The sequence below is a fragment of the Variovorax sp. LG9.2 genome (assembly GCF_035018885.1).
Classification (GTDB): domain Bacteria; phylum Pseudomonadota; class Gammaproteobacteria; order Burkholderiales; family Burkholderiaceae_C; genus Variovorax.
Map to the genome: position 1 here is coordinate 78,962 of NZ_JASJXB010000008.1, position 13,606 is coordinate 92,567.

Sequence of the window (13,606 nt, forward strand, 5' to 3'; positions counted from 1 at the left end):
TTCATGTCTGCGCTCTTTGCACTATGTGAGTTCTAAGCCTTCTTGGTATCCGGCACGCCGCAAACCTCACCGACCTGCAACCCGTTGTCGCGGGCGAAGTTCATGACGAAGTCCCAGGCCATGACCTCGTGCTCGCGCAGTTCGCGATTCACGATCACGCATTTGACGCCGTTGATGGTGGTCGGAACGCACCAAGGCGAATAGCTCAAATGATCGCCTGGCACGGCGCCGCCTGGCCTGAACGAACTCATGACGCCCGCCAGACGTTCGGCCCAATCGCTGGGGCGAAATGCACGGCCATCACTCGTGATGCCTTGAACAAAGATGACTTGAGAGGCGGGGGAGTCCATGAATCGGGTTGAACTGCAACAGGATGCTGCAGTGCACCATGATTTTAGCCATGCGCTCTGCACAGGACGTGCCAAGGGCATTGCTGTGATGCGGAATCGTCACCGCTTGCGACGATGACGCCGCCTAGAATTCCCCTTCCTTTTTCCGGAGTACCGCATGAGCGCCCCAGTGCAACCCACCTCGCCCCACGTCATGAACACTTACGGTCGGCTGCCGATCGCGCTGTCGCACGGCCAGGGCTGCCGAGTCTGGGACACCAACGGCAAGGCTTATCTGGACGGACTGGGCGGCATCGCGGTCAACACGCTCGGCCATAACCATCCAGAGCTGGTGCCGGCGTTGCAGGACCAAATTTCGAAGCTGATTCACAGCTCCAATTACTACCACGTGCCCGGCCAGGAGCAACTGGCCGCCAAGCTCTGCGAACTGTCGGGGCTGACCAACGTGTTTTTCTGCAGCACCGGTCTGGAAGCCAATGAGGCGGCCCTCAAGCTGGCGCGCAAGTTCGGTCATGACAAGGGCATCGAGCGACCTGAAATCGTCGTCTATGAGCACGCCTTTCATGGCCGCAGCATCGCCACGCTGTCGGCCACCGGCAACCCGAAAATTCAGGCCGGTTTCGGCCCGCTGGTTGAAGGCTTTATCCGTGTGCCGTTGAACGACATCGAGGCGTTGAAGAACGCCACCCAAGGCAATCCGAACGTCGTCGCCGTGTTCTTTGAGGCCATTCAGGGCGAAGGCGGGATCCACCCGATGGCGCTGGAATACATGAAGCAGGTGCGCGCCCTGTGCGACCAGAAAGACTGGCTGATGATGATCGACGAGGTGCAGTGCGGCATGGGTCGCACCGGCAAGTGGTTCGCGCACCAGTGGGCCGGCATCTTGCCCGACGTGATGCCGCTGGCCAAGGGCCTGGGCTCGGGCGTGCCGATTGGTGCGGTGGTGGCCGGCCCGAGGGCCGCGCACATCTTCGGCCCGGGCAACCACGGCACCACGTTCGGCGGCAACCCGCTGGCGATGCGTGCCGGCGTCGAAACCATCCGCATCATGGAAGAGCACAAGCTGCTCGACAACGCCGCTAAGGTGGGCGCTCATTTGAAGGCGGCGTTGGAGCGCGAGTTCGAAGGCTTGGCGGGCGTGAAGGACGTGCGCGGCCAGGGGCTGATGATCGGCATCGAACTCGATCGTCCCTGCGGCATCATCCTGAATCGCGCTTGCGAAGCGGGCCTGCTCCTGAGCGTGACGGCCGACAGTGTGATCCGCCTGGTGCCACCGCTCATCCTGAGCACGGCCGAGGCCGACGAAATCGTCGCCCTGCTCGCACCGCTGGTGAAAGCCTTTCTGGCGGAGCCGATCAAATGACCGCAGCCACCAGCCAGCCGGTTCGCCACTACCTGCAGTTCTCCGACTTCACCGCGGACGAATACGCCTATGTGTTCGAGCGCGCGGCGATCATCAAGCAGAAGTTCAAAGCCTACGAAAAGCACCAGCCGCTGACCGACCGCACGATGGCGATGATTTTCGAGAAAGCCTCGACCCGCACGCGCGTGAGCTTCGAGACGGGCATGTACCAGCTCGGCGGCAGCGTGGTGCATCTGACCACCGGCGACAGCCAGCTCGGCCGCGCGGAGCCGATCGAAGACAGCGCGAGAGTCATCAGCCGCATGGTCGACATCGTGATGATCCGGACTTTCGGGCAAGACAAGATCGAGCTGTTTGCCGAGCACTCGCGCGTGCCGGTCATCAACGGCCTGACCAACGAATTCCATCCGTGCCAGATCCTGGCCGACATCTTCACTTTCATCGAGCACCGTGGCTCGATCAGGGGCAAGACGGTGGCGTGGGTCGGTGACGGCAACAACATGGCCAACACCTGGCTGCAGGCCAGCGAGATCCTCGGCTTCAAGGTTCATGTGAGCACGCCGAGCGGCTACGAAGTCGACCAGTCGGTCGCCGGCATACGCTCGACCGACAGCTACAAAGTCTTCGAGGACCCGATGGAAGCCTGCCGCGGCGCCGACCTGGTCACTACCGACGTCTGGACCAGCATGGGCTTCGAGGCGGAGAACGAAGCGCGCCGTGCCGCGTTCGCCGATTGGTGCGTCGACACGGAAATGATGGGCGCGGCGCAACCCGACGCGCTCTTCATGCACTGCCTGCCGGCACACCGTGGCGAGGAAGTCGAAGCCGATGTCATCGACGGGCCCCAATCGGTGGTGTGGGACGAGGCGGAGAATCGCCTGCACGCGCAAAAAGCGCTGATGGAGTTCTTGCTGCTCGGCAAGCTTTGATTTCTTGCGAAGGAAGCTCTGGACCGCGGCACCACGTTCGTGAGGGTGGCGTGTGCCGTAGGTCATTTCCCCGGGATGCGCGGGCATATCGTTCCACAAGGACTTCTTGACGGCACAGGCTAACGCTCGTTCGGCCGTTCACTCAGTCACATGCGCTGTTGGAAATAACCGACACCACGACCCCTTGCGCGGCGCTAACTTCGCTGCATGACTTTCTCTTCCACCGCGCTGCGCCTCTGGGACATCTCGCCGCCGGTTTACGCAGGGGCACCGGTGTTCCCCGGCGACACGCCGTACCAACAGCGCTGGGCCGCCAGCATTGGGCCGGGTTGCCCGGTCAACGTGAGCGAGATCAAGCTGTCACCGCACGTCGGCGCGCATGCCGATGCACCCCTGCACTACGACGCTGACGGCGCGAGCATCGGCGACCTCGATCTCACACCCTTTCTCGGGACTTGCCGCGTCATTCACGTGATCGCGCGCGGTCCGCTGATCGAGTGGTCGCACATCGCGCATGCGCTCGCCGACCTGCCGCCGCGCGTTCTGGTACGCACCTACGAACATGCACCGGTCGATCGTTGGGACGGCGACCTAGCCGCCTACGCGCCGGCCACCATCGAACGGCTTGCCGCGCTCGGCGTGCTGCTCGTCGGCATCGACACGGCGAGCATCGACCCGGCCGACAGCAAGACGCTCGACAGCCATCAGGTCATCCGCCGACTGAATCTTCGCGTGCTCGAAAACCTGGTGCTCGACGACGTTCCCGAAGGCGACTACGAATTGATCGCGCTGCCACTCAAACTCGTCAGCGCCGATGCCTCCCCCGTTCGTGCCGTCCTTCGCCAATTGCCCCAATGAGCTCCACCACCATGACACTCGACGACTGCCGCGCACTCGACCGCGAAGACCCGCTGCGCAACCTGCGCGACCAGTTCACTCTGCCCGAGGGCGTGATCTACCTCGATGGCAACTCGCTCGGTGTGCTGCCGAAATCGGCCCCCGCGCGCATTGCAGAAGTCGTCACGAAGGAATGGGGCGAAGGCCTCATCCGCTCGTGGAACACCGCAAGCTGGTTCGACTTGCCGCAGCGGCTCGGGGACAAGGTCGCGCGGCTTATCGGCGCAGCACCGGGCGAAGTTGTCTGTACCGACAGCACGTCGATCAACCTGTACAAAGTGCTGTTCGCGGCGCTGAGTCAGGTCGCGCAGAGCGGATCGAACCGCAAGGTCGTGGTGAGCGAGCGCAGCAACTTTCCGACCGACCTCTACATCGCCGAGTCGCTCTGCCGCGAGCGCGGCTTCACGCTCAAGCTCATCGAAGCCGCCGACCTTGCCGCATCGCTGACCGACGAAGTGGCCGTGCTGATGCTCACGCACGTCAACTACCGCACCGGCGCCATGCACGACATGAAGGCCGTCACCGCGGCCGCGCATGCCGCCGGTGCGCTCACCGTCTGGGACCTGGCGCACAGCGCTGGCGCCGTACCCGTCGCGCTCAATGAATGCGATGCCGACTTCGCAGTCGGCTGCAGCTACAAGTACCTGAACGGCGGCCCCGGCGCGCCGGCTTTCGTCTGGGTTCACCCGCGGCACGCGGGCCAGTTCGAGCAACCTCTGTCCGGTTGGTGGGGCCATGCCGCGCCGTTCGAATTCACCCCGCACTACAGGCCTGCACCGGGTGTGAGCCGATACCTTTGCGGCACCCAACCCATCGTCTCGCTCGCCGGCCTCGAATGCGGTCTCGACACCGTCCTCGCGGCCGAAGCCTTCAACGGCGGTTTCGGCAGCATGGCTGCATTGCGCACCAAATCGCTCGCGCTCACCGATGCGTTCATTGCGCTGGTCGAAGCACGTTGCCCCGATCGCTTCGCGCTCGTCACGCCGCGCGACCACGCGCAACGCGGCTCGCAGGTGTCCCTCGCCATGGCGGATGCCGCCGAGGCGGATGCCAACGCGGCCTACGCCATCGTGCAGGCCTTGATCGCACGCGGCGTGATCGGCGACTTTCGCGCAGGCGATGCGCAAATGCCGCACATCCTGCGCTTCGGCTTTACGCCGCTTTACCTCGGCTTCGAAGATGTCTGGCACAGCGTGGAACACATCGTGCAGGTGCTCGAAACCGAAGAATGGAAACGCCCCGAGTTCAACCGGAAGAACGCGGTGACCTGAAACACCAGGAGCACCGGAAGCACGCCATGAGCACCGAAAAAATCGTCGCGCAAGAGAAGGCGCAACTCGACTTCAGCACGTCGATGAGCTACGGCGACTACCTGCATCTCGACGAGATCCTGAACGCGCAGCACCCGCTCTCGCCGACGCACGACGAGATGCTCTTCATCATCCAGCACCAGACCAGCGAGCTTTGGATGAAGCTCATGCTGCACGAGCTGCAAGCCGCCATCGCCTGCGTCGCTTCAGGGGAGTTGCCGGACGCTTTCAAGATGCTCGCGAGGGTCACGCGCATCATGGAACAGCTGGTGAGTGCATGGACCGTGCTGTCGACGATGACGCCGCCCGAGTACAGCGCGATGCGCCCGTACCTTGCCAACTCCAGCGGCTTTCAGAGCGCGCAGTACCGCTGCATCGAGTTCGCGCTCGGCAACAAGAATCCCGCAATGCTCAAGCCCCATGCGCATCGGCCCGATCTGCTGGCCCAGGTGGAAGCGGCATGGCGCTCGCCGTCTTTGTACGACGAGTCGTTGCGACTCCTGGCACGTCAAGGTCTCGCAGTGCCAGCCGACCATCTCGATCGCGACTGGACGCGGCCGTATGAATCCAGCGATGCAGTCGAAGCGGCATGGCTCGTGGTGTACCGCGATCCGCGCGCGCACTGGGATCTGTACCAGCTAGGCGAGAAGCTGACCGACATCGAAGACGCTTTTCGCCTTTGGCGCTTTCGGCATGTGACCACGGTCGAGCGCGTCATCGGCTTTAAGCGTGGCACTGGTGGTACGGGGGGGGTGAGTTATCTGCGCAAGATGCTCGACGTGGTGCTGTTCCCGGAGATCTGGAAGCTGCGTACCGAGCTTTGAGCGTTGGTCAATCCAACGCTGCCAAAGTGCCCTCGACCCAAGACAACCCTATTCGCTCTTGCTCGAGGCGCAAGCCTTGGCGAATACGGTTGTCGCGGAGATCGTCGTAGAGCGCTTTCTCCTCCGGCCTTAATCGCGGCAAGTCACGTAGCGTTTGCGCGCTCTCGTCGCCCCACTGCGATTCGAAGGCCATCAAGGTCGCACGGTCCATCAAAAACGACTCGACATGCTTGAGTCGAGCGCGCAATTGATCGAGGATGGCAAAGCCATGGGTGTCGATATCGCCCCAGTAATAGACCGGAATTCCTGCTAGCCACTCCGCCTGGGCCAACATCTCGAAGCCATAGCCAGCACCAAAAATCACCATGCTGCGCTCGGTCAGTGGAAACGACAGAAAGTTGATCTCGTTCTCCGTCACGAACACTCGCGACAGGCCGAGGTCGAGCCGACTGAAGCTGCCCGCATCCAGTGTGATGTCTTGCGCCGGCGCCGGATCACCCATGGCACGCGTCGAGTCGAGCAATCGAAACCTGACGCGAAGCGGTTTGTCGCGAAAGCCATAGCGCAAAGCGAATGCGTTCAAGCCGGAAGCCGTCATATTCACGGCCTCAGGCGGCAGCACGAGATCCAGACACTCGGCAAGCACGGCCCGATGCGCCTCGATGAATTTGGTGTGAACACCAGCAATGTCGACCTGACGCAGATACACGTCTGGCCGCGGATTTGCTCGCAGCCAGGCCACGATAGCCAACAGCCGTGGCCACTCGGCCGACAGCTCCAGCGCCCGCAGCGGTCGCCTTGCGAGCCAGGCCAGCAACTGCGGTTGGTGTTCGCGTGTGGCATCGACCAACGCCATGAAGCGCACGCTTTCTTGCAGTTTGCCGATGAGCTTCAGCGCGTCTTCCAACGTGTCGATCCATGCCTCTTCGGGTACCGCGTTCGCACCCAGCACCCGGTGTCTGAAGTCTCGCATCACGATTCTGTAGCCCGACGCGCGAACTTCCCGACTCCAGTTACGCACTTCATCGAACTTATCTGTCATTTCCGCAGATGTCGGGGCTTTGAGCATCAGTCGTCTCGGGAAGAGCGGTGTTCCTGTGACGATGCTGGCGAGCAGATCACCACGCTCCCACAGCTTGAGCAACTGCAATTTCAAATTTGCTGGCTGCGTCCAACTCATCCTGCCGCCTTCGCTTTCTCGACCTGATATTCCTCGATGGAGAGGTTTCGCAGCCTCGACGCGCGACCCTCTTCGTTGTGTACGAAGCCCACGCTGGAAACAAAGGGTTCGATGATGTGGATCTTCTGCAGTGGCGTCACGATCAACAACTGCAGGTTGAGTTGTGCAAACAGTCTCAAGCCGTATTGGGCGGACTCGTCGGAACCGCGACCGAAGGCCTCGTCGATCACTACAAACCGAAAAGTTTTGGATCGCACTGCGCCCCACTCCAGACCGAACTGATAGGCCAGGCTCGCAGCCAGGATCGTGTAGGCCAACTTTTCTTTCTGACCGCCTGACTTGCCACCCGAATCGGAATAGTGCTCGTGCTCGGCGTCGCTTTCGCGCCAACGCTCGCTCGCGGCGAATACGAACCAGCTGCGCACGTCCGTTACCTTGCCGGTCCAGCGGCGGTCTTGCTCCGACAACCCCTCGCGCCCCCGAAAGCGTTCGATGATCCGTCTGACCTGCAAAAACTTGGCCTCCGAATACTGAGCATCGTCGGACCCCGTCACCGTGCCGTCCGTGCAGGCGCGCAGTTCAGTCTGGAAATCCCGAACGTCTGCATCGGGTGTGGCTTGCGCTTCGAGCACGATGTAACGCCCAGCGTTGTAGTCGATCTGCGTCAGCGACTCGTTGATGCGGGCGATGCGATCCTTGATGGTCTTGCGCTCACGCTCCAACTGCGCGTTAAAGGTGGCGACTTCACGAATCGTGTTCTCGTTGAGCAGTTCCTTGAAGCGCGTCTCGAAGCGGGGCAGTCCGTCCGTCTGCAGGCTCCGCAGCATCTCCTGGTACTCGAATGCCGCCTCGACGTTGGCGTCCACCTCGGCGGTTTCGAGTTTGTAGGCTTCCTTGTATGCCGCCATGGCCTGAATGACTTTGTCGCGCAGTCGTTTGGCTTTGAGGCCTTCGGCATCGATCGCTCTCTGCAACCCGTCGCGCAGGTCGCGCTCGGAGTTCTCGCAAGACTCGACCGTCAATTGATGCTCACCCAGTGTTTCCGCGCGCAACGAATCCAATTTCTTGAAACAGGCCGCATGCACTAAGAAATCCGGCTCCTCCAGCGTAGTCCGGGTCTGCACGCGCTGGCCATCGGCGGTGTCTCTCTTCTGCTCGGTCTTCGACCGCTTGTCGCGCTGCTTCTGCAGCTCGACTTCCTTGTTCTGCATCTGAACCACGAGTGCGTCCAGTTGGCCAGTCAGCGTTTTCAGCAGATCCGACGCTGCCTCGATCTCTTCTTTCTCGTCCTGCAACCGGGATACTTCAGTCGCGACGGATTGCCAATCGAGCTCGACAAAATCAGCATACATGTCGAGCTTCGACAAGGCGTTGGATCGCTCTCTCAATCTATTCTGTTCGATCTGAATGGCGGCAATGCGACCGCCAAGATCCGCCAGTTCACTCTCCAGCTGCCGGGCCTTGGTCTCCAGTGCGGCGATCTTGGCGGCATTGGTCCACCCGAGCACGTAACGACTGCGGTCGTCCAGGCGATGACGGTCATCCTTCTCGTGACGCTCGCCTTTGGCCTTGATCTGCCCGGCACGGGTGATCGCATGTGTCTCGCGACGAAATTGCTCTTGTGTGGCGCAGCACGCCACATCAAAGCGGTGAGCAATTTCGCGCTCAATCCACTCGTAGAACGGAGAGTCTGGCTTGATCGACACCTTGCGCGCCAATGAATCCCGATGAAGCCCAGGCAGATCGCCACGCGAGCCACTGCGCACGCGAAAGTAAACAATGCGGCCCCGAAGATGAGTCTTGTCGACCCATTCGGTCACGTGCGCGTAATTCTTGTCCGACACCAGCAGCGACAGGCCAAAGCTCCTCAAGAGGCGCTCGGCCGCGCCCTCCCAATCACGCTCGTCGTCCCGCACTTGCAAGAGTTCGCCGGCGAAGGGCATCGCATCGGCAGCGAGTCCGAGCGCCTGACACAACGCACCGCGCATAGCGATCTGTTCCGCCGGGATATTGCTGCGCCTAGCCCGCAGGCTCCGGATCTCGCCTGTCAGCGCGGCGTGCTCCGCCTTGCCCTGTCGCATCGTCACGCCGTTTTCGGTAGCGTCGTTTTGCAGTTCGCTTTCGCGATCCTGCGCCGCTTGCTTCATGCTCTCCAGGTTCTGACGCTGCACCAGAAAGTCGGCAGCGGAACTCATCTGAAGCAAACCGACAGATCGCGCAAGCTGGTTGTAATTGGTCGCCTTGATGCGTCGCTTTTCCAAGTCGATCTGCCGAACGTGGATCGCGCTTTCGAGCTGACCGAGACGGTCTCCGCCGTTCATGGAAATGCTTTGTCGAAGTGTCAGTTCCTGTTCGTATTGCGCATCGCGAGCAATTTCGCTGAGCTGCACTTGATCGTTGTACCGTTCCCATTCCTCGTTCAACAGGTTGATGCGCGTGTCGAGCAAATCAAGCTTCAGGCCGGCGAAGTACGGTCTGAGCGCCTCGCGACAACGCCGCAGTTCATCGGCGCGCACGACCAGCAACGCATGGCGGTCGCAATCGGCGACTAGCGGCGTCAGCAGCTCGACCTGGCGCTTCGCCTTGAGCACCGCTTCGTGCGCGCGGTTCAAGTCATCGAAGTGGCCGATCAATGCCGCGATGCGTGGCACCACATCGAACGGCTCCAGCATGTGACTGCGCACAAAGTCGGTCAGATTGCCGACCGACTTCATCGACACGGTCTGGTGAAACAGTTCGAGCGCCTGCTCGTTTTCGATTCCGAAGCGGCGGCGAAACCAGGCGCCATACGGCGGAAAGCCATCGAACAACTCAGCGCCGGCAGTACGAAGCTTTTTTCGCAACGCGGGGATGTCGGTTCCGAAGTTGGCAAAGTCGGCAGCTATGGAGAGGTCGCATTCCGCTCCCACGAAGAAGCGCGCGGGCTGGCCCTGCGCATCCTTCATCCAGAACACCTGCGCGATGGTGACGGTCTGGTCATAGCCAGCGTTGTGGAACACGCCAAGGATGACGCTGTAGCCGTTGTGGTCGCGCAGCGCAACCGGCTTGGCCGCGCCACTCACTTCGTTGCGCTCGGATTTGTAGTGACCGAGCACATAGGAACGCAGCGTGCGCTCTTTGTTGTCGGCACCCGCCGCCTTGTTGTAGGCAATGCGATGCGCGGGCACCAACAGCGTCGTCACCGCATCGACCAGGGTCGATTTTCCCGAGCCGATGTCGCCAGTTAGCAGGGCATTTCGACCGCCGGGATGAAGCACCCATACGCGTGCGTCGAAGGTGCCCCAGTTGAAAACTTCAAGCCGCTGCAAGCGAAAGCCGGAGAGTGCGTCATCGGTCGCGAAGTCCAGGCTGCCTGTCAAACGTTCAGTCATCGCCAACGCCATCGATGCCGACATGCAACTGCACGCGGTAAGACTCGAGCTTCGCGTCGAACTCGGCCAGCCATTGCGCATCGACAAAGGCCTTGAGAATCCGCCGAACCTCGAACGATGGCGCTTGCCCGCTTGGTGCACCGGCGGCCGGCTTCAGCTTTCGCAAGAAGCCGAGGTCTACGATCTTTCCAAGATGCGTCTCGATCTGATCTACCACCCTCGACTCGTTGCTGTTGTCGGGCAAAAATACCCTGGTCATTTCAACGATCTGGTCACGCGAAAGAATCAGTCGGGTTTCACCGCCACCGGCGTCGAACTCGGCCAGTTTTTTGCGCAGCAGCGCCAGCAGCAAACTGACCATCAAGCCCAATGGCCGCCTTGTGATCAACCGCGGCAATGGTGCGGCGGACGCGTCATCCGCATCGTCGGCAAGCGGCGTGCGCGAACGCAAGAAGGCATAGCCCTCCGCTTCGTCCTGCACCAATTCCAGCCCCAGCACAGCGACATAGTCGCGAACCCGAAACTGCAAGCCGTAGAGCGCACTCCACAAATTTGCGGCAGCTTCGCGGTAGATCACCCCCTTCAGGAGCGGAACGACCAGCGCCGACAGATCAGGCTCGGGAGCGCTGGCGGTTGGTGCTGACTTTGCCTTGACATCCTCATCCTCATCCATCGCTTTATGCCTTCACGCTATCGAACGAAAATCACGCGTGGCAGACGTGCCCGCCGCGGATGCGAAATCGCGTCGCGCCCCATGCTGTTCCAGACGATCAGATCCTCGTTTGTTTCGTCAACGACGGCGCCGAAGGTTTCGTCCGCCAACTGCAAATAGGCCACGAGTTCCGCGAGTCCGTGGTGCAGTGGATGCATCTGCGTCATCTCTTTCAATGTCACTTGAGTGCGCTCTTGCAAAGCCTTTCGCACATGCCGTTCCAGCTGTGCCTTGTCGACCACCACTTGCGAGAAAAGCGCTGCGGCATCGCCGTCGGACTCACCCGTGTCCAGTGCGACGTCTGCGATCCTGGGCTTGAGCGCCGGTGCATAGAGTGGCCGCTCCATCGGCAGTTCGATATTGACCGAGGTGCTTGCAATGCGCATCACTTCGCCGGGGAGCGGCGCCTCGCGAAGCGTCAGCGCCTTGGACTCGATGCCGCGCAGGATGTCCATGATCCTGCGATTTTCCAGCCAGGCTTGATCGTCGAGAAAGCGGCGCAATTGCTGCGAGAGTTGCGCGACAGTGCGTTGCGTGTGCTCGCCCGCCTCGATCCAGTCGTAGTGCACACGACGCGTACGTACGTCGGGTTTGAGTTCTGCGACGGCGGGCAACGTCAACACGCGCTCCAGCAAAGCCGAAAGCTCGTCTTGCCTAAGACTCGACAGCAAGAAGTCCCAGAACGCCGTAAAGCTGCGGCCCTGATCAGAATCGGCAATCGCGTCACGTTCACCCATGATCTGTTCTAGCAACTCTCCTTTGCCGCCTTCCCATAACGTGATGCGCTCGCGCACACGTCGATCGAGACCGCGAAAGTTCTGCTCCACTTCCCGGAAGTCGGTCATCAACTCACGCGCCAAACTCGCGAATTGCTGGAATCGTTCTTTCAGCGCTGTATCGTCGAGAACGGGAATGTTGCCTCCTATGACTCTGGCGATATCGCTGTCGATTTCGTCGCGGCGCCGGTGCAGTTCGGCAATGCGTACCACCGGGTCGGTTTCGCTGCCCTGGCTCATTTGCTTGAGCAACTCGAACAGCGTCAGCAAGCGCGACTCGGTTCCGACAAAGTTCCGCTCCGCAAGCGTGCCGAGCCAGGCGATCGCCTTCTCGGTGGCGGGCATCAGATCGAACTGTGGCTCGTCTGTGCCCGCGGCGTAGAACTTGCGCATCCACCCTTTGTCGTTGGCGGTCCAGTCGTTCAGATACTCGAGCGCAGATTTGGGAAAGGCGTCTGCGCCGATCCTCTCGCGCAGACCGAACAGTTCGTCTTCGAGCGTTTCGGCCAAGTCAGCCTGAGCCATCACGCGCACGTTGGGAGCAATGAATACGCGGTGCAAAAAGGCAGCGATCAAGACGGCATGATCCGAGCGCAAGAGGCGCCACGCCGGATGGTTTTGCCGCAGCACGTCGAGCGTGGCGTAGTCCATGCTCACTCGGCAACGTCCCCGTCGCCATGGTACTGCTCAAGCTCCTGCTCGATTTGCTCAATGGTCGGCAGACTCGACTGCAGTTCCTCCGGCAGCGATGCAACCAGCTGGTACTCCGCGACGCCGATCGGTTTGTTGGAGTCGCGCAACGCGTACTCAGCCACCACGCGGTTCCGGGTCTTACACAGCAGCAGGCCAATCGTTGGTGCATCGAGCGCCGATTTGAGCTGCTCATCGACCGCCGTCAGATAAAAGTTCAATTGGCCCGCGTGCTCGGGCTTGAACGCACCGGCTTTGAGTTCAACCACCACATAGCAGTGCAGCTTCAGGTGATAGAACAGTAGATCGATGAAGAAATCGTCACCACCAACCTCCAACGGAACCTGACGGCCGACATAGGCAAAGCCCGCACCTAGCTCCAACAAGAAACGAGAGACGTGTTGGACCAACGCCGCTTCGATTTCTCGCTCTCCAGCCTCCTGTCCGATGCCGAGAAAATCGAAAACGTAGGGGTCTTTGAGCGCCTGCTGCGCTAGGTCTGAACCGTTTGGCGGCAGCTGCGCCGTAAAATTGGTAATCGCTTTGCCCTCTCGTTCAAGCAATCGTGTTTCGATGTGGATATTGAGGACGCTGCGTGACCAGCCTTGATTCACCGCTCGCTGGGCATAGGCCAGACGCTGCTCGGGGCGTTTCAGCTTGCTCAGCAGAACCAGGTTATGCCCCCAAGGCAATTGTCCAACAGCCTGTTGGACAATTGACTCCTCAGGCCACGCCTCGGCAAACGCGCGCATGTACATAAGGTTGGCGCGCGAGAGACCCCTCATGTCCGGAAACGCGACACGCAGGTCGTGTGCCAGCCGCTCGATCACTTTCGCGCCCCACCCTTGCTCCGCCTGCCGAACCAGAATGTCGCGGCCAATCTGCCAATAGAGTAAGACGAGTCCACGCGTCACAGTCGCTGCAGCACGCCGCTGAGCGCCATCGATACGTGCCTTCAGCTCGACCAGCCACTCGGCGTAGCCTTTTGGGACGCTGCTCACAGAAGGAAGACTCGAACGGGTCACAGAAAATCTCCATGGTCGGGTGCTCAACCCTTTTCCAGACGGCCGCCTCAACGGCGATAAAGCGAACAAGCTCTGGAATATGCACTGGTTCTTCCGAAGCCCCGCGCACGGCAACTGAAGCGATGCGCAAGTTCATCGTGCGCGAGCTTTACTTCTTGAAGTATTCAGCGGGCCCTGGC

At 61.0% G+C, this 13,606-nt stretch carries 11 protein-coding genes; 5 read left to right on the forward strand and 6 right to left on the reverse strand.

The window, feature by feature from the left end:
- Positions 1-32: 32 nt before the first annotated feature.
- A complete protein-coding gene (locus tag QN413_RS10645; RefSeq protein WP_323496583.1) occupies positions 33-350 on the reverse strand; it encodes a DUF3579 domain-containing protein in 318 nt (105 codons plus the stop codon).
- A 157-nt stretch (positions 351-507) separates the two neighbouring features.
- On the opposite strand from QN413_RS10645, the gene QN413_RS10650 reads away from it, so the two are divergent.
- From QN413_RS10650 to kynA, 5 genes are all read left to right on the forward strand, one after another.
- On the forward strand, positions 508-1,713 hold the full coding sequence (locus QN413_RS10650; RefSeq protein WP_323496584.1) for an aspartate aminotransferase family protein: 1,206 nt from the start codon (positions 508-510) through the stop codon (positions 1,711-1,713).
- Positions 1,710-2,642, forward strand: coding sequence for an ornithine carbamoyltransferase (gene argF, locus QN413_RS10655; protein WP_323496585.1), 933 nt, complete (start codon positions 1,710-1,712; stop codon positions 2,640-2,642). The genes QN413_RS10650 and argF overlap by 4 nt, the downstream gene beginning before the upstream one ends.
- A 207-nt stretch (positions 2,643-2,849) precedes the next feature.
- Complete coding sequence (gene kynB / locus QN413_RS10660; RefSeq protein ID WP_323496586.1) at positions 2,850-3,500, forward strand: arylformamidase; 651 nt, start codon at positions 2,850-2,852, stop codon at positions 3,498-3,500.
- Positions 3,497-4,810, forward strand: coding sequence for a kynureninase (kynU, locus tag QN413_RS10665; protein ID WP_323496587.1), 1,314 nt, complete (start codon positions 3,497-3,499; stop codon positions 4,808-4,810). Before kynB ends, kynU begins: the two co-directional genes overlap by 4 nt.
- A gap of 26 nt (positions 4,811-4,836) precedes the next feature.
- Positions 4,837-5,673: a tryptophan 2,3-dioxygenase gene (gene kynA, locus QN413_RS10670; RefSeq protein WP_323496588.1), complete on the forward strand. Its 837-nt coding sequence runs from the start codon at positions 4,837-4,839 to the stop codon at positions 5,671-5,673.
- A gap of 7 nt (positions 5,674-5,680) precedes the next feature.
- Here kynA and QN413_RS10675 read toward each other — a convergent pair whose 3' ends face one another.
- Genes QN413_RS10675 through QN413_RS10695 form a run of 5 tightly spaced genes read right to left on the reverse strand, consistent with a single transcriptional unit; the run spans position 5,681 to position 13,427 of the window.
- Positions 5,681-6,853: a Wadjet anti-phage system protein JetD domain-containing protein gene (locus tag QN413_RS10675; RefSeq protein ID WP_323496589.1), complete on the reverse strand. Its 1,173-nt coding sequence runs from the start codon at positions 6,851-6,853 to the stop codon at positions 5,681-5,683.
- Complete coding sequence (locus tag QN413_RS10680) at positions 6,850-10,224, reverse strand: ATP-binding protein (protein WP_323496590.1); 3,375 nt, start codon at positions 10,222-10,224, stop codon at positions 6,850-6,852. Before QN413_RS10680 ends, QN413_RS10675 begins: the two co-directional genes overlap by 4 nt.
- Positions 10,217-10,897 (reverse strand): DUF4194 domain-containing protein, encoded by a 681-nt coding sequence (locus QN413_RS10685; RefSeq protein ID WP_323496591.1) that lies wholly within the window; start codon positions 10,895-10,897, stop codon positions 10,217-10,219. The genes QN413_RS10680 and QN413_RS10685 overlap by 8 nt, the downstream gene beginning before the upstream one ends.
- Positions 10,898-10,914: 17 nt before the next feature.
- Positions 10,915-12,363, reverse strand: a complete 1,449-nt coding sequence (locus tag QN413_RS10690; RefSeq protein WP_323496592.1) for a DUF3375 domain-containing protein — start codon at positions 12,361-12,363, stop codon at positions 10,915-10,917.
- Between the two features lie 2 nt (positions 12,364-12,365).
- A complete protein-coding gene (locus QN413_RS10695; protein WP_323496593.1) occupies positions 12,366-13,427 on the reverse strand; it encodes a PDDEXK nuclease domain-containing protein in 1,062 nt (353 codons plus the stop codon).
- Positions 13,428-13,606: the final 179 nt, after the last annotated feature.